Source organism: Mycobacterium sp. pUA109, from assembly GCF_041287095.1.
Taxonomy (GTDB): domain Bacteria; phylum Actinomycetota; class Actinomycetes; order Mycobacteriales; family Mycobacteriaceae; genus Mycobacterium.
The window spans coordinates 68812-92158 of the sequence record NZ_JBGGKS010000002.1; the positions used below are offsets into that span (position 1 = coordinate 68812).

Annotated in this window: 23 protein-coding genes, 1 tRNA gene and 2 pseudogenes; 13 read left to right on the forward strand and 13 right to left on the reverse strand. The window is 69.0% G+C overall.

What is annotated here, in order from left to right:
* The first annotated feature begins 1 nt into the window (after position 1).
* Complete coding sequence (locus ACAG26_RS02525) at positions 2–892, forward strand: oxidoreductase (RefSeq protein WP_370479008.1); 891 nt, start codon at positions 2–4, stop codon at positions 890–892.
* Between the two features lie 50 nt (positions 893–942).
* Here ACAG26_RS02525 and ACAG26_RS02530 read toward each other — a convergent pair whose 3' ends face one another.
* From ACAG26_RS02530 to ACAG26_RS02545, 4 genes are all read right to left on the reverse strand, one after another.
* Positions 943–1998 carry an ABC transporter ATP-binding protein gene (locus tag ACAG26_RS02530; RefSeq protein ID WP_370479010.1) on the reverse strand — a complete coding sequence of 352 codons (1056 nt, stop codon included), beginning with the start codon at positions 1996–1998 and terminating at the stop codon, positions 943–945.
* 224 nt (positions 1999–2222) lie between these two features.
* Positions 2223–2612, reverse strand: coding sequence for a 50S ribosomal protein L7/L12 (rplL, locus tag ACAG26_RS02535; protein ID WP_370479012.1), 390 nt, complete (start codon positions 2610–2612; stop codon positions 2223–2225).
* A gap of 44 nt (positions 2613–2656) precedes the next feature.
* Entirely contained in the window at positions 2657–3208 is a 552-nt protein-coding gene (rplJ, locus tag ACAG26_RS02540) for a 50S ribosomal protein L10 (RefSeq protein ID WP_370479015.1), read from the reverse strand.
* Between the two features lie 312 nt (positions 3209–3520).
* The gene (locus tag ACAG26_RS02545; protein ID WP_370479603.1) at positions 3521–3937 is read right to left on the reverse strand and encodes an anthrone oxygenase family protein; all 417 of its coding nucleotides are present in this window, start codon (positions 3935–3937) and stop codon (positions 3521–3523) included.
* An 88-nt stretch (positions 3938–4025) separates the two neighbouring features.
* Here ACAG26_RS02545 and ACAG26_RS02550 point away from each other — a divergent pair, with 88 nt between their 5' ends.
* Genes ACAG26_RS02550 through ACAG26_RS02560 form a run of 3 tightly spaced genes read left to right on the forward strand, consistent with a single transcriptional unit; the run spans position 4026 to position 4939 of the window.
* A complete protein-coding gene (locus ACAG26_RS02550; protein ID WP_370479017.1) occupies positions 4026–4361 on the forward strand; it encodes a winged helix-turn-helix transcriptional regulator in 336 nt (111 codons plus the stop codon).
* A gap of 40 nt (positions 4362–4401) precedes the next feature.
* Positions 4402–4632: a hypothetical protein gene (locus ACAG26_RS02555; RefSeq protein WP_370479019.1), complete on the forward strand. Its 231-nt coding sequence runs from the start codon at positions 4402–4404 to the stop codon at positions 4630–4632.
* Complete coding sequence (locus ACAG26_RS02560) at positions 4622–4939, forward strand: type II toxin-antitoxin system PemK/MazF family toxin (RefSeq protein WP_370479021.1); 318 nt, start codon at positions 4622–4624, stop codon at positions 4937–4939. Before ACAG26_RS02555 ends, ACAG26_RS02560 begins: the two co-directional genes overlap by 11 nt.
* Here the strand turns inward: ACAG26_RS02560 and ACAG26_RS02565 are convergent.
* From ACAG26_RS02565 to ACAG26_RS02575, 3 genes and pseudogenes are all read right to left on the reverse strand, one after another.
* On the reverse strand, positions 4902–5834 hold the full coding sequence (locus tag ACAG26_RS02565) for an ROK family protein (RefSeq protein WP_370479023.1): 933 nt from the start codon (positions 5832–5834) through the stop codon (positions 4902–4904). The two genes, ACAG26_RS02560 and ACAG26_RS02565, sit on opposite strands and share 38 nt — an antisense overlap.
* Entirely contained in the window at positions 5831–9970 is a 4140-nt protein-coding gene (locus tag ACAG26_RS02570) for an NEW3 domain-containing protein (protein ID WP_370479025.1), read from the reverse strand. Before ACAG26_RS02570 ends, ACAG26_RS02565 begins: the two co-directional genes overlap by 4 nt.
* Positions 9971–10045: 75 nt before the next feature.
* A pseudogene (locus tag ACAG26_RS02575) lies at positions 10046–10543 on the reverse strand (WYL domain-containing protein); the annotation flags it as partial.
* Here ACAG26_RS02575 and ACAG26_RS02580 point away from each other — a divergent pair.
* The 9 genes and pseudogenes from ACAG26_RS02580 to ACAG26_RS02620 form a co-directional block, all read left to right on the forward strand.
* Positions 10541–10795, forward strand: a pseudogene (locus tag ACAG26_RS02580) (DUF664 domain-containing protein); the annotation flags it as partial. The pseudogenes ACAG26_RS02575 and ACAG26_RS02580 overlap by 3 nt on opposite strands.
* Before the next feature lie 232 nt (positions 10796–11027).
* Positions 11028–12470, forward strand: coding sequence for a PE-PPE domain-containing protein (locus tag ACAG26_RS02585; protein WP_370479027.1), 1443 nt, complete (start codon positions 11028–11030; stop codon positions 12468–12470).
* Positions 12471–12534: 64 nt separating this feature from the next.
* The gene (locus ACAG26_RS02590; RefSeq protein WP_370479029.1) at positions 12535–13881 is read left to right on the forward strand and encodes an ABC1 kinase family protein; all 1347 of its coding nucleotides are present in this window, start codon (positions 12535–12537) and stop codon (positions 13879–13881) included.
* 2 nt (positions 13882–13883) lie between these two features.
* Positions 13884–14789, forward strand: a complete 906-nt coding sequence (locus tag ACAG26_RS02595; RefSeq protein WP_370479031.1) for an alpha/beta fold hydrolase — start codon at positions 13884–13886, stop codon at positions 14787–14789.
* Between the two features lie 59 nt (positions 14790–14848).
* On the forward strand, positions 14849–15709 hold the full coding sequence (locus ACAG26_RS02600) for a cyclopropane mycolic acid synthase family methyltransferase (RefSeq protein WP_370479034.1): 861 nt from the start codon (positions 14849–14851) through the stop codon (positions 15707–15709).
* Positions 15710–15822: 113 nt separating this feature from the next.
* On the forward strand, positions 15823–16686 hold the full coding sequence (locus ACAG26_RS02605) for a cyclopropane mycolic acid synthase family methyltransferase (RefSeq protein ID WP_370479036.1): 864 nt from the start codon (positions 15823–15825) through the stop codon (positions 16684–16686).
* 232 nt (positions 16687–16918) lie between these two features.
* The gene (locus tag ACAG26_RS02610; protein ID WP_370479038.1) at positions 16919–17815 is read left to right on the forward strand and encodes a cyclopropane mycolic acid synthase family methyltransferase; all 897 of its coding nucleotides are present in this window, start codon (positions 16919–16921) and stop codon (positions 17813–17815) included.
* Between the two features lie 175 nt (positions 17816–17990).
* Positions 17991–18692 carry a YciI family protein gene (locus ACAG26_RS02615; RefSeq protein WP_370479040.1) on the forward strand — a complete coding sequence of 234 codons (702 nt, stop codon included), beginning with the start codon at positions 17991–17993 and terminating at the stop codon, positions 18690–18692.
* A gap of 9 nt (positions 18693–18701) precedes the next feature.
* A complete protein-coding gene (locus ACAG26_RS02620) occupies positions 18702–19913 on the forward strand; it encodes an RNA polymerase sigma factor (protein ID WP_370479042.1) in 1212 nt (403 codons plus the stop codon).
* 58 nt (positions 19914–19971) lie between these two features.
* On the opposite strand, the gene rplA is transcribed toward ACAG26_RS02620, so the two are convergent.
* The 6 genes from rplA to hadC all read right to left on the reverse strand — a co-directional run bounded on the left by rplA (position 19972) and on the right by hadC (position 23344).
* A complete protein-coding gene (gene rplA / locus ACAG26_RS02625; RefSeq protein WP_370479044.1) occupies positions 19972–20679 on the reverse strand; it encodes a 50S ribosomal protein L1 in 708 nt (235 codons plus the stop codon).
* 135 nt (positions 20680–20814) lie between these two features.
* Positions 20815–21243, reverse strand: coding sequence for a 50S ribosomal protein L11 (rplK, locus tag ACAG26_RS02630; protein WP_370479046.1), 429 nt, complete (start codon positions 21241–21243; stop codon positions 20815–20817).
* 28 nt (positions 21244–21271) lie between these two features.
* Positions 21272–22015, reverse strand: a complete 744-nt coding sequence (gene nusG / locus ACAG26_RS02635) for a transcription termination/antitermination protein NusG (RefSeq protein WP_370479048.1) — start codon at positions 22013–22015, stop codon at positions 21272–21274.
* A 44-nt stretch (positions 22016–22059) separates the two neighbouring features.
* Positions 22060–22512: a preprotein translocase subunit SecE gene (gene secE / locus ACAG26_RS02640; RefSeq protein WP_370479050.1), complete on the reverse strand. Its 453-nt coding sequence runs from the start codon at positions 22510–22512 to the stop codon at positions 22060–22062.
* Positions 22513–22578: 66 nt separating this feature from the next.
* Positions 22579–22651: transfer RNA gene (locus tag ACAG26_RS02645), tRNA-Trp, on the reverse strand.
* A gap of 192 nt (positions 22652–22843) precedes the next feature.
* Positions 22844–23344, reverse strand: coding sequence for a (3R)-hydroxyacyl-ACP dehydratase subunit HadC (gene hadC, locus ACAG26_RS02650; RefSeq protein ID WP_370479052.1), 501 nt, complete (start codon positions 23342–23344; stop codon positions 22844–22846).
* Between the last annotated feature and the right edge of the window lie 3 nt (positions 23345–23347).

A 23347-nucleotide genomic window follows, 5' to 3' on the forward strand; every position in this document is an offset into this window, starting at 1 on the left:
CATGGCATGGCAACCCGATCAAATCCCCGACCAGCGCGGCCGCACGTTTGTGGTGACCGGCGCCAACGGCGGCCTCGGTGCGGTCACCACCCGGATGCTCGCCGCCAAGGGCGCCACGGTGGTGATGGCGTGCCGCAATGTCGCCAAGGCCCAACAGATCGCCGAGGGTATCGACGGCGATGTGACGGTGGCCGCCCTCGATCTGGCCGACTTGGCGTCGGTCCGCGAATTCGCCGCGCAGCAACCCGGTTTCGACGTGCTGATCAACAACGCCGGGCTGATGAACACCCCGTTTCGGCGCACCGTCGACGGCTTCGAGACGCAGTTCGGGGTCAACCACCTGGGCCACTTCGCGTTGACCGGCCTGCTGCTCGACCGCATCGGTGACCGGGTGGTCACGCTGTCGTCCATCGCGCACCGGCAGACCCCGAAGTTGTGGATCGACGACCTGAATTACGAGCACCGCCGCTACCAACGCAACCTGGCCTACGCCCAGTCCAAGCTGGCCAACCTGATGTTCGCCCGTGAGCTGCAGCGGCGGCTGACCGCGGCCGGGTCGAGCACCCGCTCCTACGCCGTGCATCCGGGCGTCTCGGGCACCGACCTGTTCACCAACACCGAGACGCTGCTGGACCTGGTCGCCAAACAGGGCGCCCGGCTGGTCGGCCACCCCCCGCAGCGGGCCGCCGAGTCCACGCTGTTCGCCGCGACCATGCCCGACGCCGACCCGAGCATCTACTGGGGTCCCGCCCGGTTGGGGCAGACCCGCGGCCCGGTGCAGCCCTGCCCGTCGAGCCGGCTGTCGCGCAATGAGACGCTGTGGCACCGGTTGTGGGAGGCATCCGAACAGCTGACCGGCGTCACCTACCACCTGCAGGAGACCCACCTATAGAGCCGGTCGCCGGTGCGCGGCGCCGACCGCTAGGGGCGTACTCGACCCGATTACTGGATGGTGGGAATTCGTCCGGTGGGCGGCTCGTCGTCGCCGGTGCTGGGGAAGTCGTGCACCTCGTATTTGTGGGTGCCTTCCAGGTCGTCGATGATCGCGGCCTGGGCGTTTTTGGGCAGGGTGTGCAGGATCTCGCGGACCCGGGCCCGGCGCCGACCGACCGCTTTGCGCTCCGGCATGCCCGGCGACGCGGACAGCTGCGGGGGCACCCCCTCGATCTCTTCGACACCGCCGTGGTGCTGGCCGGCGTCCAGCATGGCCTGCTCCTCGGCCATGGTGGCCTGGTCCTTCTCCTCCGACATCCCGATCGGCCCGATCCGGCGCCCGTTGAGGAACTGCTTGACCACCGGCTCATCCGACGTCAACAACACCTCACGCGGCCCGAACATCACCAGCTGCTTACGGAACAACATGCCCATGTTGTCCGGCACGGTGCGGGCGATGTTGATGTTGTGCGTCACGATCAAGATGGTCGCGTCGATCTGGGCGTTGATGTCGATCAACAACTGGCTCAAATACGCGGTACGCACCGGGTCCAGACCCGAGTCCGGCTCGTCGCACAAGATGATCTGCGGGTCCAACACCAACGCCCGAGCCAGCCCGGCACGCTTGCGCATACCACCGGAGATCTCACCGGGGAACTTCTTTTCATCCCCACCCAAACCGACCAGGGCGAGCTTTTCCATGACGATGTCACGGATCTCGCTCTCCTTCTTCTTGGTGTGCTCCCGCAGCGGGAACGCGGTGTTGTCGAACAGGTTCATCGACCCGAACAACGCGCCGTCCTGGAACAACACCCCGAACAAGGTGCGGATCTCGTAGAGCTCCTTGGCCGAGCACTCAATAATGTCAGTGCCGTCAATCAAAATCGAACCACGCTCAGGCCGCAGCAGCCCGATCAGCGACTTCAAAAACACCGATTTGCCGGTACCCGACGGGCCCAGCAACACGCTGACCTCACCCTGCGGGATCGTCATCGTGACGTCTTCCCAGATTCGCGCAGATCCGAAGGATTTAGTCAGTCCTTCTACCTCGATGGCGACACCCATGGGAGATCCTTCCGGCTACGTTTGCTCGCCGCACGCGCCTGCGCGTGTGGCACAGGCCACTGTAGCGCACTCGGTGAGCGCGCATCACGGTACCGGGACCACCCGCTAAAGACGGCACCCGACAAGCCAAGTGCTGACTCTAAAGTCCGCTGTCGCGGCCCCGGTGGGCGGCCCGGACAGCACACAACCCCCGAGGCTGGGCCTCGGGGGTTGTGTGGCGGAGACTACTTGACGGTGACGGTGGCGCCGGCGGCCTCGAGCTTGGTCTTGGCCTCCTCGGCAGCCTCCTTGGCGACCTTCTCCAGCAGCGGCTTGGGCGCGCCGTCGACCAGGTCCTTGGCCTCCTTGAGGCCCAGGCCGGAGACGACCTCGCGCACGACCTTGATGACGCCGATCTTCTTCTCGCCGGCCGACTCAAGGATGACGTCGAACTCGGACTGCTCCTCGGCGGCCTCAGCGGCCGGGGCGCCGCCGGGGGCGGCAGCGGCCACGGCGACCGGGGCGGCCGCGGTGACCTCGAAGGTGTCCTCGAACTTCTTGACGAAGTCCGAGAGCTCCAACAGGGTCATGTCCTTGAACGCGTCGAGCAGCTCGTCGGTGGACAGTTTTGCCATGGGTGTGGGTCCTTCCTGATTCCGGTGGTGGTGGGTATTTGGGGTTATTCGGCGGCGTCAGCCGGTGCTTCCGCCGGAGCCTCGGTGGCCTTCTTCTCCTGCAGCGCGGCCGCCAGCCGGGCCACCTGCGACGCCGGGGCGTTGAACAGCCCGGCCGCCTTGGACAGGTTGCCCTTCATCGCGCCGGCCAGCTTGGCCAGCAGCACTTCGCGGCTCTCCAGGTCGGCGATGCGCTCCACTTCGCCGACGGTCAGCGGGTGACCGTCCATGTAGCCGCCCTTGATGACCAGCGCCTTGTGGTCCTTGGCGAAGGTCTTGATCGCCTTGGCGGCGTCGACCGGCTCACCGTTGATGAACGCGATCGCGGTCGGCCCGACGAACAGTTCGTCGAGGCCTTCGACACCCGCCTCCGTGGCGGCCCGCTTGACCAGCGTGTTCTTGGCCACCGAGTAGGTGACCGACTGGCCCAGCGAGCGACGGAGCTCGGCCAGGTGGGCCACCGTCAGGCCGCGGTATTCGGTGATCACGGTGGCGGTCGAGGCCTTGAACTGCTCGGCGATGTCCGCGACGGCGGCGGCCTTGTCAGCCCTCGCCATGCATACCTCCTCGGGTGTCGAAAATCCCTGTGCTTGCCTGGTGTCCACCCGGAAATAGCGAACGCCCCGACGCAGGAAGCGGTCGGGGCGTCAAGATATGCCGGCAGGCGCCGGTGTGTGCCTCGTCCTCCTGCGTGGGCCGCCGGGATATTCCCGGACCTTCAACCTTGCGGTGACCGACGGTCTTGGGTGGATCGCGGACTAGCGTACCGCGGCCGTCGCGATCAGCCAAAACGGGCCGCCCCACCGCCCCGCCGTTGATTCTGCGTCCACCGGGGTGTCCACTCGCACTTCTGCCTGGCGGGAGCAGACTCAACGCGGTGTTCGCAGTACGCCGATGACCAGCAGGGCGAACAGCGCGGCCAGCAGGGTCACCCGCAGCCAGTGCAGCCGGTCCCAGCGGGTGACAAGCCGAGGCGAGACGTCCCCGGCGGCGATGCGGTTGTTGATCGGCACCATCACCGCCACCGTCATCAGCACCACGGCGGCCATCACCGCCACCCCGATCCCGAACAGCCAGCGCTGCGGCCCGGCGACCAGCGCGGCGACCACCAGCAGCGCCAGCGAGGTGAGATACCAGTACGGCATCACCCGCCCCAGCACGCGGGCGCCGTCGCTGCGGGCGGCGCGAAACGCGTGGTCGGGCAGGCGCGCGGCGATCGGATGGAGGAACGCCGCCACCGCGAACTCGGATCCCACCATCGGCCCGACCACCAGCACGGCCAGCATCCGCACAATCTCGTTCACATGATCGACCCTGGTCGGTAAGCTGCCAAAAAACAAGGTACTGACAAATTAGTCAGCTTAGGAGCGGGCGATGGCGGTGTCGAAGAAGGATGTCAGCGACTGCCCGATCGACACCGCGCTGTCGGTGATCGACGGCCGCTGGAAGGGCACCATCCTGTGGCGGCTCAGCGACGGGCCGATGCGCACCGCCGAGCTGCGACGCAGCATCCCGGGCATCACCGAGCGGATGCTGATCCGCCACCTGCACGAGTTGGTCGCCGACGGCATCATCGACCGCCACGACGCCGGCACGGTGCCACCGTGCGTGCATTACTCGATCTCCGAGTACGGCATGACGCTGGCCCCGGTGCTGGCCAGCCTGTGCGACTGGGGCCGCACCCACATGCGGCGCCGGGTCGGTGCTTGAGCACCCATCCCGTGTTGCCAGCCGTATTACAATCTGTCGTATGGCAACGCTGACGATCCGCACTGATCCCGAGGTGGAGCGGGCCTTGGATGCGTTGACACGCGACGGCCAGTCGCGCTCCGAGGTAGCCCGGGCCGCGATCCTGGCGGCCGAACGTGTCCAGCGCCGGGCACGGTTGCGCGCCGAGGCCGAACAATTGCGCAACGACCCCGAGGACGTCGCCGCCGCACGCGAGCTGGCCGCGGAGATGGACGCGATTCGTGCGTGGTGACCTCTATCGGCTCAAAGCGCCCAAGGACGCCCGCGGCCACGAACAATCCGGCGGCCACTACGCCGTGGTGGTGCAGTCCGACGACCTGCCGCTGTCCACCTGGATCATCGCGCCCACTTCAACCGGCCGCCGCGCCGCGTCCTTTCGACCGGAGATCGAAGTCCATGGCACCAAGACGCGGGTGATGGTCGAGCAGCTCACCGTGATCGATCCGCAGGTTCGTCTCGGCGAATTTGCCGGCCGCCTCGCCGGCTCGGAGCTGGACGCCGTCAATGCTGCACTCCTGGCGGTGCTGGGTCTCGACTGACAGCGCGGCCGGCCCCGGCGAGTCGGGCCGCGCCGATCAGCCCGGCATCGCCGCCGAGTTCGGCCGGCGCCACCCGCAGGCCGGATAGAAACGCCAACCCGGCGTAGCGGTCCAACGCCACCCGCAGCGGGTCGAACAGCGGCGGGCCGGCTTGGGCGACTCCCCCGCCGATCACGACCAGGTCGACATCGCAGACCGCGGCCACCGAAGCGATCGCGGCGGCCAGCGCGGTGGCGCCCCGATCAAACGCCGTGCGGGCCACCGCATCCCCGGCCGCGGCCGCGACCGCCAACTCGCGCGCGTCCACCCCCGCCCAGCCGTGGGCGTGCGCCCAGCGCACCAGCGCCGGCCCGGCCGCCACGGTTTCCACGCAGCCGCGGCCGCCGCACGCGCAGGGCCCGCCGTCAACATCGATCACCACGTGGCCGACGTGCCCGGCGTTGCCGGTGCGGCCGTGATAGGGGGCGCCGTCGAGGACCAGCCCGCCGCCGACCCCGGTGGACACCACCATGCCCAGCAGGAAACGCGCCCCGCGGCCGGCGCCGCGCCAGTGCTCCCCCAACGCCATGCACACGCCGTCACCGGCCAGCCGCACCGGCACCCCGGGCACCGCGGCCGCGACCCGGTCGCGCAGCGGAAAACCGCGCCAGCCGGGGATGTTGATCGGGCCGACGGTGCCGGTCGGCAGGTCGACGGGCCCGGCGCAGGCGATGCCGACCGCGCGGACCGCGCCGCCCGCGGCGTCCAGCGCCTGCGCGATCACGGCCTCGACCGTCGACCACACCGCCTCGGCCGGGGTGGGCCGGACCACGGTGTGCGCCAGCGCGCCGTCGTGGTCGACAAGGCCGGCGGCGATCTTGGTGCCGCCGATGTCGAGGGCCAGGGTGCGGGTCATCGGACGGTCAGCGTGACCGCCGGCGAGTACAGCAGCGTCCCCGCGCAGCCGACCCGCACCAGCGCCCACCACTGTCCCGGCGCCAGCCACGGCGGCGGGGTGACGTCGAAGCCGATCTCGACGCGCCCGCGGGCGGGCAGCACCGCGCCGACCGCGGCCGGCCCGACCCACTCCCAGGTGCCCCACGGGCTGATCAGGTGCGCCTCAACGGCCAGGTCCGCGGCCGCCTGCGAGCCGAGGGTGACGGCCAGCCGCGCCGCGCCGCCGGGTGCCACCGTGACGTCGGTCGGCTCGGCGACCAGCGACACCAGCGGCCCGTCGGCGCCGACCGACACCACGCACACGTCCTCCACCGTTTGCCGCCACGACGGCGGCACACCCTCGCCGTCGAGGGTCAGTTGGGCGCGCACCGGATAGCGGCCCGGGTCGGTGCCGCGCGGCACCGCCACCGCGATCTCGGCCTCCCGGTGCCGGCCGGGCGGCAACTCGACCGGCACCGCCGCCGGGGTGAGCGACCAGCCGTTAGGACCGAGCAGGGTGATGCGGCCGGTCAGGGTGGCGTCGGTGCAGTCGCTGGCGGCGGTGAGCCGCAGCGTCATCCGGTCCCCGGGCGCGGCGGCCACCCGGTGCGGGTGCAGGTAGGCGACCGCCGGCAGCCCGCCCAGCGGGGCCGGGCCGCGGTTGTGCAGCCAGTAGCGGGCATACAGCGGCTGGGCGCTCTCGGTCTCGGTCGCCAAAGTGTCGGTGCCCAGCCGTTCGACGTCCAGCCGGGCGGTGACGGTGGCGATCTCGTAGCCGTGCAGCCGGTCGGGGGCCGGGTGCTCGCACGGCTGCTCCAGCAGGTCGGCGCGGCCCAGCAGCCGCACCGGCCCCAGGTCGGAGCCGACGGTGACGCCGGTGTCGGCGCCGCAGGTCTCCGCCAACCGCAGCGTGACCGTGGCCGGGTCGACCGGGTGCGCGCTGCCGCGGGCCAGCGGATTGCCGGCCGGTTTGACCGCGGCCAGCCGCACCGAACCCGGCTCGACGCGCAGCAGCGATCCGGTCGCCGGCAGCGACCCGGACCCGCCGGACACCGGCACCGCCAGCAGCGGTTCGGCGAACGCCGCACTGCGGGCTGGGATCCGGGCGTGACGCCAGTCGCCGTCGCCGGCGAGCAGGGCGTAGTCGAAGGCGTGCGTCCAGTGCTGCAGCTGGAAGCTGCTGGCATCGGGGGCGGCGCGGCGCGGATCGTCGGTCCAGGCCGCCGACGGCCAGCTGGTGCAGCAGCGCAGCAGCGACAGATGCAGGGTGCCGGCGGTGTCGACGGCGAAACCGGGTACCCCGCGGTTGACCAGCGCGACGGTCCGCGCCTCGAACGGCGCCATCTCCGCCGGGGCCCGCTGGGTGACGACGATTTCGTGGTCGACGAGGTCGTCGGCCACCCGGGCGACCTCCTCGGCCAGGCCGGTGTGGTCGCGGGCGGCGAGCACCAGCACCGGCAGGGCTCGCGGGTCGCGCAGGTCGGCGCCCGGCACCCAGACGGCGGGCAGCGGCGTCGCTGCGGGCACCCAGACCCGGGCCCGGCCGTGGGCGGCCAGTTGCGCATCGAGCTCGGCGGCATACGCCGGGTCGGCGGCGGCCAGCACCGCGGCGGTGAACGCGTTGTGATCCGGGCCGCCCAGCGCGATCCGGGTATCCGGCAGGTTGGAGTCGACGTCGAGGTTGCCGTAGCGGGGGCCGTTCGCCGGCGAGCTGGTGGCGGTGACGCCGGCGCGCACCAACGCGACCAGCAGCGCCCGCGTCGCGGCCAGCCCGCCGTCGGGGGTGACGACCTCGGCCACCGACACCGCCCGGGCGTCGGCGCCGACGGCGATCCGGGCCGTGGCCGACAGCCCGAACCAGCGGTTGGCCGGGGTGTCCAGGGTCCACGGGTGCCGGGTGGTGTCCACCGAACGTCCGCTGGGCTCATGCAGCAGACCGAAGCCGCGCCCGATGACGGCGTCGCTCACCTCGGCGACCGGCATGGCGCCGGGCACCGGGCAGGGCCAGCGCAGCCGCACCAGGTAGTCGGCGCCGGTGAACTCGTCGATGGTGGTGCGGCAGTCGACCCGGTCCACGCCGTGCCACAGCGTCAGCGTCTGGGTGTAGGTCAGCACATCGCGGATCCGGCCGGTTACCACCAGCCGCTCCCCCAGCGGCCCGCGGTAGGCCCGCACGGCGACGTCACCGGCGATCTGGGCGGTGAACAGGTTGCCGCTGGGCACCAGATGCCAGGGGCCCTCCCCGGAATTCGGGTGCTTGGGGTACTCGTCGTAGACCGCGAGCTGGTTGCCCAGCGCGCCCTCGCTGAGCATCTCCCGACCGTGGTGCCGCCACGACGCGATCCCGCCGCCGCGGCTCGGGTCGGCGGCCAGCTGGTGGTGCTCGTTGGAAATCCGAGTGCCGGGCACCGGCTGCCAGCCCTGCGCGGTGTCGGCGGGGATCAGCCGGTAGCTGCGCCACCCCAGCGACGGCACGTCGCGGGCCAGCCAGCTGATCGTGGTGCCGCCGTGCTCGACGTGGGCGGGCAGTTCGGTGCCGTCGGGGTCCACCACCGTTGCGCCGGCTGCCAGCGGGGTCTGCAGGTGCACGGTGACCACGTCGGTGCGGTGGTGCGCCACCGGGTTCCACACCACCACGCCGTCACCGGTAGCCACCTGCCGGGAAAGCGCCGTCAGCGCGGCGTCCCGGGTGGTACAACCCAGCTGCCAGGCCTCGCGCCACCCGGTCAGCAGATCCAGATACACCTGGTCGGCTTCGGATCCGGTGATGGCGTCGTGGTGGGCGCCGTAGGCCAGCTGGGTCCAGGCCTGGGCCAGCTCCGCGTCCGGGTAGGCCAGCCCGGCGGTCAGCGCGGCGAACACGGCGAACTTCTCGGCGGCCAGGATCGCCCGCTCCGCGGCCCGGTTGGCCTGCTTGGTGTCGATGTAGGAGACGTGGCAGCCGGTGTAGATCGGGTTCATGTCGCGGGTCTGCGGTGACGGGCTCGCCGCGCGCTCGGCCAGCTCGGCGCGCACCGCGGCGAAGAACTCGGCCGGCAGCGCGCAGATGAACCGCGGCCAGGTGTAGCGGGCGTTCCAGTCGCGGTGGATCTCGGTCACCCAGCGGTTGGGCGGGGTGAAGTCGGTGCCCACCGGCAGCAGCACGTTGCGGGTGGACGCCACCTGTTTGAGCCCACCGAACAGCCGGTAGACGTCGGCTTCGGCGTCGGCCAGGGTGCCCTGCCCATCCATCCACCAGCCGGCCGCGTAGTGCGCGGGCATGTAGTGCGTCAGCAGCCCGCGCCCGGACGGCGCGATCCACTCGAACTCGCTGGGGAATTGCATGCGGCGCGGATCACCGCCGCCGGCCATCGGACCCCACTGGTGAAACGGTCCGCGCGCCCACGCGCTGGCGGTCAGCCCGGCGTCGGCCACCATGCCCGGAAACTGCGGGTCGTGCCCGAACACATCCAGCTGCCAGGCGGTGGCCGGCCGCGCCCCCACGATGTCGCGCTGAAACCCGATGCCCGACACCAGGTTTCGGATGGTGGTCTCGGCGTCGGTGAGGTTGGTGGACGGCTCGTTGTAGGTGCCGCCCATCACCTCGACGCGGCCTTGGGCGATCAGCCGCCGCAAATCGGCGCGGTCCTCGGGGTGGGTGTCCCAATACGGTTTGAGATAGTCGACCTCGGCGAGGACGAACTTGTACTCCGGTTCGCGCCGCGCCTTGTCCAGGTGGGTGCGCACCAGGTCGATGCCGTTGCTCTGGCGGCACTGCCCGGGCGGGTCCTCGGTCCACGCGCTGGTGTAGCCGGCCTGGGTGTTCCACCACACCGGGTCGTAGTGGAAGTGGCTGACCAGGTACATGGTCCAGCCGGGTTCGGCGACGGTGAAGGTGAACCCCACATCGCCGGCCCGGGCGGCCCGCCGCTGGCCGGGCACCGGGTCCGCGACGGCCACCGGGACCTCGACGACGCCGTCCCCGGGGTCGGCGAGCGCATCCCCGGTCAGGCCGTCACCGGCGACGGCGATGCGGGTCGGGGTGGCGGCGCCGGTGTAGCCGACCCGGACCAGTTGCAGCGGCGCGTCGGCCGGCCCGACGTACAGGTCGGTCGACTCCGCGGAGACGACGCGCATAGCCCGCACCTTACGGCCGACGCGCGCGGCGAGCAGACGCAAACGCCCCTAATTTTCGGCCGTGTCGGGGGGCGTTTATGTCTGCACGCCGGCCGCCGCCTCGAGCCGTTGCGCGACGACGCGGGCGGCCTCGGCCACCTCGGGCGGTTCCAGGATCTCGAAGTCGGCACCGACCATCGCGAAGTACACCACCATGCGCTGCGGGTCGTCGCCGCCGGCGGTGACCACACAGGCGTCGGCGCCGTCGGCCCGAATCGTCACCGATGTCGGCGAGAAGTGCCGGGCCACCACGTCTTTGGCGGCGGCGTAGCGCACCGTCGCGGTGTAGCGGTACGGCGAGACGCTGATCGCCCGCTGCACATACGCCGCGGCGTCGGGGGCGGGCCGCGGCGCAAACGTGCTGCCGACGGCGCGCACCGCGCCCATCCGGTCCAGCCGCAGGGTGCGCCAGTCCGCCCGGTCCCGGTCGTAGGCCAGCAGATACCAGCGCCGTCCGGTGGTCACGAGCTGATAGGGCTCGAGGCGCCGCTGGGTGGCCGCCCCGGCGCGGTCGGTGTAGGCGGCGGCGACGTGCGGGTACTCGAGGCTGCCGAGCTCGATGCCGCGGTGCCGGTGCCGCGGGATGCGCCGTGGTTTCCCCGCGACGTCGAGGCGTGGTCGGTGCGCTGGGTCATCCATCACCTGATCAGCGAACTGGCCCGGCACGCCGGGCACGCCGACATCATCCGGGAAAGCATCGACGGCGCCACCATGTACGAGCTGATCGCCGGCCACGAAGGCGCCGAGCCCACGGCCTGGCTGACGCCCTGGCGGCCCACCGGGTAGCCCGGTGATATCGCCGGTGATATCCGTTTGCAACATCACCACCTGCTCCCCGCAGGTGCGCACGTGACGGTTGTGACACCGGTGACAAGCGCCGCCGCCGGCCCGGCCGCTCCTCAGCTTTTTCTTAGCTGATTTTCGGAATCGCCCGACGTGCGGCTCAGCTAACCGGCAAGATGCGAGGGGTTGCCGCGCGCGCCGGGCCGGGCTCGGCGCGCCGGGTGGGGAGGTCGCAATGAGTGCACGCTGGCTGCGGGTGGCACTGTTGGCCGGGACCGGCGCCGGGGCGATGGCGCTGTCGGCGGCGTTGACGGCGTCGGATGCGTTCGCCGACAGCACCGATCTGGTGATGGGCGGCAGCGGGATGCCGATCCCGCCGCAGGTCTACATCGACGACGTCAACGACCTGTACCTGCACTGCACAACCGCCTGCAGCCTGCAGGGCCTGGCCACCCCCGAGGGGCTCTATCCGATCATCGGACCCAAGGAGTTGCCGTTCGACACCTCGGTGACGCAGGGCGTGACCATCCTCAACAACGCGATCAAAGACCAGCTCGCCGACGGCAACGCCGTCACCGCGTTGGGCTATTCGCAAAGCGCCACCATCGACACCATCGAGATGGAGAACATCGAAAACGGCACCGCCGGCATCACCGCCGACCCCGACCAGCTCAAGTTTGTGCTGCTCGGCGACCCGAACAACCCCAACGGCGGCATGCTGGAACGCTTCGACCTGCCGGCGCTGGGCACCAACCCGTCCATCCCCAGCCTGGGCATCACGTTCAGCGGCGCCACCCCGGTCACCGACTACACCACCGACATCTACACCGGGGAGTACGACGGCTTCGCCGACTATCCGCGGTACCCGCTGAATCTGCTGTCGGACCTCAACGCGCTGCTGGGCATCTTGTTCGTGCACACCCAGTACCCGAACATGGATCTGTCCACCGCCGAGGAGATCGGCCAAGCCGGCGCCACCACCTACTACATGATTCCCACCGACCACCTGCCGCTGCTGGACCTGGTGCGCTCGATCCCGGCGGTCGGGCCGGTGGTGTCCGACCTGCTCGAACCGGACCTGCGGGTGCTGGTGAACCTGGGCTACGGCGACCCCGACTACGGCTGGTCGACCTCGGCACCGGATGTGCCCACCCCGCTGGGGGTGTTCCCCAGCCTCGCCGACTTCGAGAAGGTGCCCGGCCTGCTGGTGTCGGGCACCGAACAAGGCATCGCCGACGCCGTCAAGGACGTGGTCGGCTACCTGCAGGACCCGGCGTCGGTGTTCTCGCTGGCCGACAACCCGCTGCTGAACCTGCTGCAGACCCCGTTCATCGCCGCGGTGGCCGCCGAGGACATCTCCTTCCCGCCGCCCGGGGTAAGCCTGGATTCGCTGGTCAACGCCGTCAGCGCGGCCGCCTCGGCCGGCTACGCGTCGCTGCTGCCGCTGGCCGACATCGGCAACGCCCTGGTCACCACGCTGCCGGCGCTGGACATCACCGGCATCGTGAACGAGCTGGCCGCCGGTGACCTGCTCGACGCCATCGGCTTGCCGATCGCCGCCGACGTCGGGATCCTGCCGGTGGCGGGCATGTTCGCGCTGGCCAGCCTCGGCGAAGGCGTCGCGTTCGCCGCCGGCGACCTGCTCAGCCCGTTCATCGACATCGCGGGCCTGCTCTGATCGCGACGTGACGGGGCTCACGCCAGATTCGAAGATGTCATCGCCAATTTGGCAGACTGCAACAATGACTTCGACCAAACACCGCGAGGTAGCCAAGCTCGATCGGGTGCCCTTGCCGGTCGAGGCGGTCCGGATCGGCGCGACCGGATGGCAGGTGGCCCGCACCGGCCTTCGGGTGCTCACCAAACTGCCCGCCCGCGGCCCCTGGCAGCAGAAGGTCATCAAGGAGATCCCGCAGACCTTCGCCGATCTGGGCCCCACCTACGTCAAATTCGGCCAGATCATCGCGTCGAGCCCGGGCGCGTTCGGGGAACCGCTGTCCCGCGAGTTCCGCAGCCTGCTCGACGCGGTGCCCCCCGCCGATCCCACCGAGATCCACCAGCTGTTCCTCGAGGAGCTCGGCGCCGAACCCGCGGAGCTGTTCGCCAGCTTCGACGAGACCCCGGTCGCGTCGGCGTCGATCGCGCAGGTGCATTTCGCCACCCTGCACAGCGGCGAAGACGTCGTCGTCAAGATCCAGCGGCCCGGGATCCGTCGCCGGGTCGCCGCCGACCTGCAGATCCTCAAACGGTTCGCCCAGCTGGTCGAGTTCGCCAAACTCGGCCGGCGGCTGTCCGCCCAAGACGTCGTCGCCGACTTCGCCGACAACCTCGCCGAGGAGCTGGACTTCCGCATCGAGGCGCAGTCGATGCAAACCTGGGTCTCGCACCTGCATGCCTCCCCGCTGGGCCAAAACATCAAGGTGCCCGACGTGCACTGGGACTACACCAGCGAAAAGGTGCTGACCATGGAGCGGGTGCACGGCATCCGCATCGACAACGCCGCCGCCATCCGCAAGGCCGGCTTCGACGGCACCGAGCTGGTCAAGGCGCTGCTGTTCGCCACCTTCGAGGGTGGGCTGCGGCACGGGTTGTTCCACGGCGACCTGCACGCCGGCAACCTGTTCGTCGACGATCAGGGCCGAGTGGTGTTTCTGGACTTCGGCATCATGGGCCGCATCGACCCGCGCACCCGGTGGCTGCTGCGCGAACTGGTGCATGCGCTGCTGGTGAAAAAGGACCACGCCGCGGCCGGCAAGATCGTCGTCCTGATGGGCGCGGTCGGCACCCTGAAACCCGAAGCCGAGGCCGCCAAGGACCTGGAGGCGTTCTCCACCCCGCTGACCATGAAGACGCTCGGCGACATGTCCTATGCCGAGATCGGCAAGCAGCTGTCGGCGCTGGCCGACGCCTACGACGTCAAGCTGCCCCGCGAGCTGGTGCTGATCGGCAAGCAGTTCCTCTACGTGGAGCGCTACATGAAGCTGCTGGCCCCCAACTGGCAGATGATGTCCGACCCGCAGCTGACCGGGTACTTCGCCAACTTCATGGTCGAGGTCAGCCGCGAGCACACCGACGGGGCGGAGGCGTAACCGTGGAGATCCGCAGCGGCACCGCGCGCTCGGGCGAGCTGGACATCTACTACGAGGACATGGGCAACCCGAACGACCCCGCGGTGCTGCTGATCATGGGGTTGGGCGCGCAGCTGCTGCTGTGGCGCACCGGCTTTTGCGAGAAGCTCGCCGCGCAGGGCCTGCGGGTGATCCGGTACGACAACCGCGACGTCGGCCTGTCCAGCAAGCTGGACCGTCGGCACGCCGGCGGGCTGCTGCCGGTGCGGATGATCCGGTCGTTTCTGGGGCTGCGCAGCCCCGCGGTGTACACGCTGGAGGACATGGCCGACGACGGCGCCGCGGTGCTCGACCACCTCGGCATCGACCGCGCCCACATCGTCGGCGCCTCGATGGGCGGCATGATCGCCCAGGTCTTCGCGGCCCGCTTCGCCCGCCGGACCCGCTCGTTGGCGGTGATCTTCTCGTCGAACAACCAGCCGTTCCTGCCGCCGCCGGCGCCGCGGGCGCTGCTGGCGATCCTCACCGGACCGCCGCCGGATTCGCCGCGGGAGGTGATCGTCGACAACGCGGTGCGGGTCACCCGGATCATCGGCAGCCCCGGCTACCCGGCGCCCGAGGAGCGGATCCGGGCCGAGGCCATCGAAAGCTACGAGCGCAGCTTCTACCCGTGGGGCATCGCCCGCCACTTCGGCGCCATCCTGGGCAGCGGCAGCCTGGTCCGCTACGACCGGCAGATCACCGCGCCGACGGTGGTGATCCACGGCCGCGCCGACAAGCTGATGCGGCCGTTCGGTGGGCGGGCGGTGGCGCGGGCGATCCCGGGCGCGCGGCTGGTGCTGATCGACGGCATGGGCCACGAACTGCCCGAGGAGCTGTGGGATCAGGTGGTCGGCGAGCTGAAGACCACCTTCGCCGACGGGCACTGACCGATTCGAGGCCTTTAGGCACTTGCCGAATCCGCCCGCGGCTGGGAGGCTTAGGAAGCATGCCTAAGTTAAATCCCAAGTACGAAGAGCTGCAGTCGATCTACGACATTTCCAACGAATTCTTCGAGCTGTTCCTGGGCCCCACCATGGGCTACACCTGCGGCTACTTCGCCCGCGACGATATGACCACCGACGAGGCGCAAAACGCCAAGTTCGATCTGGCGCTGGGCAAGCTGGGGCTGCAACCCGGGATGACGCTGCTCGACATCGGCTGCGGCTGGGGCGGCGGCATGCAGCGGGCACTGGAAAACTACGACGTCAACGTCATCGGGCTGACCTTGAGCGAGCGCCAACGCGACTACGCGCTGGCCAAGCTGGCCCGGGTCCCCACCCGGCGCAGCGTCGAGGTGCGGCTGCAGGGCTGGGAGGAATTCGACGAGCGGGTCGACCGCATCGTGTCGATCGGGGCGTTCGAACACTTCGGCCACGAACGCTATCCCGCGTTTTTCGACATGGCCTACAACGCGCTGCCCGACGACGGGACGATGTTGCTGCACACCATCACCGCGATCACCCAGGACGACTGCCAACGGCGGGGTCTTCCGTTGACCATGGAGATGGCCCGGTTCAACAAGTTCATCCTGACCGAGATCTTCCCCGGTGGTCGGCTGCCGACGGTGCCGATGGTGAAAGAGCGCGCCACCGCGGCCGGTTTCGACGTGGCCCGGGCGCACGAGATCGGGCCCAACTACGTGCGGACGCTGCAGCTGTGGGCGGCCGCGTTGGAAGCCCACAAGGACCAGGCCATCGCGGTGCAGTCACAGCAGGTCTACGACCGCTACATGAAATACCTCACCGGCTGTGTGCGGCTATTCCGCGACGGCTACACCAGCGTGCACCAATTCACGCTGACCAAATAGCATCCGGACGTAATGGCCCCCGGCGTCGTTGTGGCTCCCCGCGCGGCGGCGATCAGGGAGTACCCTAACCCGGGTCGCCGAACAAACCGCAACCAGTGGGAGCGCAAGTAAGGATGACCAAATTAGATCCGAAGTACGAAGAACTGCAGTCGATCTACGACATTTCCAACGAATTCTTCGAGCTGTTCCTGGGCCCCACGATGGGCTACACCTGTAGCTATTTCGAACGCGACGATATGACCCTCGACGAGGGCCAAAACGCCAAGTTCGATCTGGCGCTGGGCAAGCTGGGGCTGCAACCCGGGATGACGCTGCTCGACATCGGCTGCGGCTGGGGTCACGGCATGCAGCGGGCACTGGAAAACTACGACGTCAACGTCGTCGGGCTCACGCTCAGCGAACGCCAACGCGACTACGCCATCGCGAAATTGGCGAAGGTCCCCACCCAGCGCACCGTCGAGGTGCGGCTACAGGGTTGGGAAGAATTCGACGACCAGGTCGACCGCATCGTGTCGATCGGGGCGTTCGAACACTTCGGCCACGAACGCTATCCCGCGTTTTTCGAGATGGCCCACAACGCGCTGCCCGACGACGGGAGGATGCTGCTGCACACCATCACCGCGGTCAAGATGAGCGAGGCGAAAGAACTCGGCCTCGCGCTGACGTTCGAGAAGGCCCGGTTCGCCAAGTTCATCATGACCGAGATCTTCCCGGGCGGGCAGCTGCCGTCGGTGGCGTTGGTCGAAGAACACGCCACCAAAGCCGGGTTCATCCTGGGCCAGGAGCAGGCGATCGGGCGGCTGTACTATCCGCGGACGCTGCGGGAGTGGGCCGCCAACCTGGAACGCAACCGCGAAGAAGCCATCGCCGCGCAGTCCCAGGAGATGTACGACCGCTACATGAAGTACCTCACCGGCTGTGTGGAGCTCTTCGTGGACGGCTACACCAACGTCCACCAGTTCACGCTGCAAAAGTAGCCGGCGTCGAAGTCGTTCTGTCCGGGGCAAATCGGGGGCTCAGCGGGTCGCGGTGCTGGCGCCTGGGCAACCGCGCGGGGCGGCAGTATGACACAGTATGGCCGCGAAACGGTGTCATGGCTGAAGTTGGCGTTTCTCCGCTCGGTATGCTGCAGAATCGACCTACGCTAACGTCCACGGGCAAACGCGCTTAGCACCAGTGAGCGATCATGGGGAAGGCGACCAAGCACAGATGCCGGAGAACACGTCACGCAGGACCCGAATGCGGCCGCACTTCGAAGAGATCCAGGCCCACTACGACATCTCCGACGACTTCTTCGGGTTATTCCAGGACCCGAACCGAATCTACAGCTGCGCCTACTTCGAGCCGCCGGACCTCACCCTGGAGCAAGCCCAGATCGCCAAGGTCGACCTGAACCTGGACAAGCTGGATCTGCGGCCCGGAATGACGTTGCTGGACATCGGCTGCGGCTGGGGCTCCACCATGAAACGGGCGATCGAGAAATACGACGTCAACGTCATCGGCCTCACCCTGTCCAAGAACCAGCAGGCCCGCGCCCAGCAGTTGCTGGACACCGTCGACAGCGACCGCACCCATCGGGTGGAACTGCACGGCTGGGAGGAGTTCAGTGAACCGGTGGACCGGATCGTGTCCATCGAAGCCTTCGAGCACTTCGGCCACGAACGCTACAACGATTTCTTCAAGAACTGCTTTGAGATCCTGCCCGACGACGGGCGGATGACCATTCAAAGCAGCGTCAGCTACCACCCGTACGACCTCAACGCCCGGGGGAAGAGAATCACCTTCGAAACCGCGCGGTTCATCAAGTTCATCGTCACCGAGATCTTCCCGGGCGGGCGACTGCCCACCACCGAGATGATGGTCGAGCACGGCGAGAAGGCCGGGTTCGTGGTGCCCGAGGCCATGTCGCTGCGGCCGCACTACGTCAAAACGCTGCGGATCTGGGGCGACACCCTGGAAGCCAACAAGGACAAGGCCATCGCGATCCAGTCCGAAGAGGTGTACGAGCGCTACATGCGCTACCTGCGTGGCTGCGAGTACTACTTCACCGACGAAAGCCTCGATGTGAGCTTGGTCACTTACCTCAAGCCGGGCGCGGTCTCGTAGCCCCAGGCTTGTGCCGAGGGTGCCGTTTCATACGCGACACGCCCACCTGGCGTATCAGGCCGCACAGTCACGAACGCCGGGGCACGAAGCCGGTGTCGGATTCGGGCTGCGCCGTTCGTCGGATAGGTAGAGAGTGGGACACGGGTTCCGCTCCCCTACCCCGGAGGTGACACCGATGCAGTACCTCGCCCTATTGAGCAGCCAGGAACGGGACCGCAACCCCGACGAGCGGGCCGCGGGGATGGCCGAATTCGAGCGGTTCCACGCCAAGACGGCGTCGGCGATCCGGGCCGGTGACGCGCTGACCCCGGTGGCGACCGGCGTGCGCATCACCGGCGGCCCCGACGCGCCGACCATCACCGACGGCCCGTTCGCCGAGAGCGCCGAGGTGGCGTGCGGGTACTACGTCTTCGAGGCCGACAACCTCGACGACGCGCTGGCGTTCGCCCGCGACATCCCGGTCGCCGCGTTCGGCACCGTCGAGGTGCGGCCGGTCTACCACACCGTCGACGCGGGATGGTCACGCAGCGGCGACGCGCAGTGGCTGGCGCTGCTGCTGGAGCCGCCGGAACACGCCAACGTCCCCGGCAGTCCACAATGGCAGGCCGAGGCCGCCCGGCACGGCGAATTCGCCGCTGCCGCAGGCGATCACGTCCGCGGCGGCGCAGCACTAGACGACCCCGCGACGGCGACAACGGTGCGGGTGCGCGACGGCCAGTTGCTGTTGACCGACGGACCCTACGCGGAGGGCGCCGAGATCGCCACCGGCTTCTATCTGCTGTCGGCCGCCGACCGCGACGAGGCCGTCAAACTCGCGGCGATGATCCCCGCCTCGGCCGTGGCGGTGCGTCAACTGGCGGGCGTCTCCGGGCTGTAACGGGCGCGCATGGCCGACCTGGACGGCGTCTTCCGCCGGGAATGGGGTGCGGCGGTCGCCGCGCTGGCCCGGTGGTCCGGTGACCTGACCGTCGCCGAGGACGCCGTCCAGGAAGCCTGCGCCGAGGCGCTGCGCAGCTGGCCGCGCGACGGCGTCCCCGAAAACCCGGGCGGCTGGCTGGTGACGGTGGCCCGCAACCGGGCCCGGGATCGGCTGCGACGCGAATCGGTGCGTCCCGGAAAGGAACTGGCGGCGATGGTGGACCAGATCCGGGCCCGCACCGAGCACACCGATCCGCATCCGGTGCACGACGACGAGCTGCGGATGATGTTCACCTGCGCGCATCCGGCGCTGGACAGGACCTCGCAGCTGGCGTTGACGCTGCGGCTGGTGTCCGGGCTCACCGTCGCCGAGATCGCCCGGGCGCTGTTGCAGACCGAGTCCGCCGTCGGGCAGCGCATCACCCGCGCCAAAACCAAGGTGCGCCGCGCCAACATCCCGCTGCGGGTGCCGCCGGCCGAGCTGCTGCCCGAACGCACCCCGCACGTGTTGGCCTGCATCTATTCGGTGTTCACCGAGGGCTACTTCTCGACGGCCGGCCCGTCGGCGATCCGCGACGAACTGTGCGACGAGGGGGTGCGGCTGGCCGGGGAGCTGTGCCGGCTGATGCCGGCCGAACCCGACGCGCACGCCCTGGCCGCGCTGGTGCTGCTGCACGATTCGCGGCGCGCCACCCGGGTCGACGACGGCGGGGCCCTGATCCCGCTCGACGAGCAGGACCGCCGCCGCTGGGATCAGCAGCGCATCGCCCGTGGGCTGGATCGGCTGCGCCGCGCGCAGGGGTCGACCGGGCCGTATCTGCCGCAGGCCGTGATCGCGGCGCTGCACGCGACCGCGCCGAGCTGGGAGCAGACCGACTGGCGGGCGATCTGCGCCGCCTACGACCGGCTGCTGGCGCTCACCGACTCCCCGGTGGTGCGGGCCAACCGGGCGCTGGCGGTCGGGTTCCGCGACGGCGTCGAGGCGGGGCTGGCCGCACTGGCGGCGGTGGCCGACGATCCGCGGCTGGCGCGCCTGGTGCCGTCGATCCGCGCCGACCTGCTGCGCCGCGCCGGCCGGCGCGCCGAGGCGCTGAGCTGGTATCGCAAGGCGCTGGAAGCCCACGGCTCCGCGCCGGCGCAGGCGTTCCTGCGCCGCCGCATCGCGGAATGCTCGGGCTAGCTGTCCCGCGCCGAGTGTGAATCTCCCGACGCGACACGCCGGTCAGGCGTCGCGGGGACTAGGCCTCGGCGAAGTTGCGGGTGACCGACGGGTCGACCGGGATACCCGGGCCGGTGGTGGTGGAGATGGTGACCTTCTTCAGGTAGCGGCCCTTGGACGCCGACGGCTTGAGCCGCAGCACCTCATCCAAGGCGGCGCCGTAGTTCTCCGCCAGCTTGGCCTCGTCGAAGGAGGCCTTGCCGATGACGAAGTGCAGGTTGGCCTGCTTGTCCACCCGGAAGTTGATCTTGCCGCCCTTGATGTCGTTCACGGCCTTGGTGACGTCGGCGGTGACGGTGCCGGTCTTGGGGTTGGGCATCAGGCCGCGCGGCCCCAGCACCCGGGCGATCCGACCGACCTTGGCCATCTGGTCGGGAGTGGCGATCGCGGCGTCGAAGTCCAGGAAGCCGCCCTGGATCTTCTCGATCAGGTCATCGCTGCCGACGATGTCGGCGCCGGCGGCGGTGGCGGCCTCAGCCTTCTCCCCCACCGCGAACACGGCGACCCGGGCGGTCTTGCCGGTGCCGTGCGGCAGGTTGACGGTGCCGCGCACCATCTGGTCGGCCTTGCGCGGGTCGACGCCCAGCCGAATCGCCACCTCGACGGTCGCGTCCTGCTTGGTCGACGACGTCTCCTTGGCCAGCTTGGCGGCCGCCAGCGGGGTGTAGAGGTTGGCGCGGTCCACCTTCTCGGCGGCGGCGCGGTAGGCCTTGCTGTTCTTGCTCATGTGCTAATCCAATCTCGTGGTTGGTTGTGGTTGGCGGGCCGAAGCTGGCCCTCCCACGCTTTCCTTTGCGTTGAGTCTGCGTTCACGGCGGTGCTTACTCGCACTTTTGCACCGTCAGCGCAGAGTCAACAGGCACTATTCGACGGCGATGCCCATCGACCGGGCGGTGCCGGCGATGATCTTGGCGGCGGCGTCGACGTCGTTGGCGTTGAGGTCGGCCTTCTTAGTCTCGGCGATCTCGCGCACCTGGTCCCAGCTGACCTTGGCCACCTTGGTCTTGTGCGGCTCGGCCGAGCCCTTACCCACCCCGGCGGCCTTGAGCAGCAGCTTGGCCGCGGGCGGCGTCTTGAGCGCGAAGGTGAAGCTGCGGTCCTCGTAGACGGTGATCTCCACCGGGATGACGTTGCCGCGCTGGTTCTCCGTGGCGGCGTTGTACGCCTTGCAGAACTCCATGATGTTGACGCCGTGCTGACCGAGCGCCGGACCGACCGGCGGCGCAGGGTTGGCCTGACCCGCCTCGATCTGCAGTTTGATCAGCCCGGCGACCTTCTTCTTCGGGGCCATGGGTGTTGCTGTCCTTCCGTACTGTGTTCTAGATCTTGGAGACCTGGGTGAAGTTCAGTTCCACAGGTGTTTCGCGACCGAAGATGGACACCAGCACCTTGAGCTTCTGTTGTTCGGCGTTGACCTCGTTGATCGTGGCCGGCAGCGTCGCGAACGGGCCGTCCATGACGGTGACCGACTCGCCGACCTCGTAGTCGACCTCGACGACGGGCCGCTCCAACCCACCCTCGGTGGCGGCGGTGGTGGCGGTGCCCCCAGTGCCCTTGGCGGGCTTCTTCGCCGCACCCTGGGGCAGCAGGAACTTCACGACGTCGTCCAGCGTCAGCGCCGACGGCCGCGAGGTCGCGCCGACGAACCCGGTGACCCCGGGGGTGTTGCGCACCGCGGACCACGAGTCGTCGGTCAGGTCCATCCGCACCAGGATGTAGCCGGGCAGCACCTTGCGGTTGACCTGCTTACGCTGCCCGTTCTTGATCTCGGTGACCTCTTCGGTGGGCACCTCCACCTGGAAGATGTAGTCGCCGACGTCGAGGTTTTGCACACGGGTCTCGAGGTTGGCCTTCACCTTGTTCTCGTAGCCGGCGTAGGAGTGGATGACGTACCAGTCGCCGGGCTTGCTGCGCAGCTCCGCCTTGAGCGCCACCGCGGGGTCAACCTCTTCGGCCTCTTCGGCCGTGTCGGCCGCGGGCGCCTCGGTCAGGGCCGTGTCGGGTTCGGCCTCTTCGATGTCGACCGTCTCACCCGCGGGCGTATCGCCGTCGAAGGTAGTCACGGTTGTCAGTCCTCTCTATAACTTCAGCTCGTCGCACCGGCGATTCACTCGCCGAATACCAGCATGATCAGCTTGGCGAACCCGTAGTCCGCCCCGCCGATCAACGCCACCATGAACACCAGGAACGCCAGCACCACCGAGGTGTAGGTGATCATCTGCTTGCGGTTGGGCCAGATCACCTTGCGCAGCTCGGCGACGACCTGCTTCAGGTAGTTGTAGACGTAGGCGAACGGGTTAACCGCGCCCGCCGATTTCTTGGTCTTCTTACCTTTCCCGGCTTTCTTGGTCTTCGTGGTTTCGGTGTCGGAGCTGTCCGTGGAGTCTGTTGTCTCGGCGGCCGCCTCGGTGTCGGCGGCGTCGGCCGCGCGCTGCCGGGACCGCTTCCCGGTGGGGCGCTGCGGACGGGTGGCCACCGCCGTGCGGCCACCGTGTTCGACGGTGTCGCCGGTTTCGCCGCCGTCAGCTGCGGCGTCGGAACCGTCACGCTCGTCGCTCACCGCATGCTCCTTCGTTCGTCTGCTCGTGCGTACCCTCCAGTGTCCACCATGGCACGCCTTCGTCTGCAGGGGCGACAGGACTTGAACCTGCAACCTGCGGTTTTGGAGACCGCTGCTCTGCCAGTTGAGCTACGCCCCTTCGCGGTTGGCAGGCCAACCCGCGCAAAGCCGGGACTCTACCTAGGCGCCGCCCCTTTGCTTCGCGTTGCTCCGCATCGTCGCCGGCGCTCATAACTAGCGCGCCCTCCGTTCGGCTGGCTCACGGAAAGCGCGCTAATACTGGGAAAACCCCGAGGTCCGAGTGTACATCGACGCTGGTGCTGGTTACTAATCAGGCCGTTTTGACGACCTGACCGCTCTCGACGTCCCACTTCAGGTTGACCGAGCTGTCGTCCTCGCGGCCCATCATCGTGGTGTAGGCCTCCAGCACCAGCTCACCGTCCTGGTTGGTGCACAGGTTCTTGGTCACCGCGACGGTGGCCCCGAACCGCTCCTCCACCGAGATGATGTCCATCTGGGCGTAGAGCCGGTCACCGACCGTGATCGGCTTGTGGTAGAGAAATTTCTGGTCGACCTGGACCATCTGCATGGTGGTGAACCCGGTGTCGACGCTGCGGAAGAAGTCGGCCTGAACCAGTTTGGCGAAGATCGACACGAACGTCAGCGGGGCGACCAGCGCGTCGTAGCCGGCTTCGGCGGCCGCGTCCTCGTCGAAGCTGACCGGGTCCTCGGCCTTGACGGCCTTGGCGAATTCCCGGATTTTCTCCCGGCCCACCACAAAGCAGTCGGGGTAACGCCAGCTCATGCCCAGGACGTTGGTTTTCAGCGGCATGGT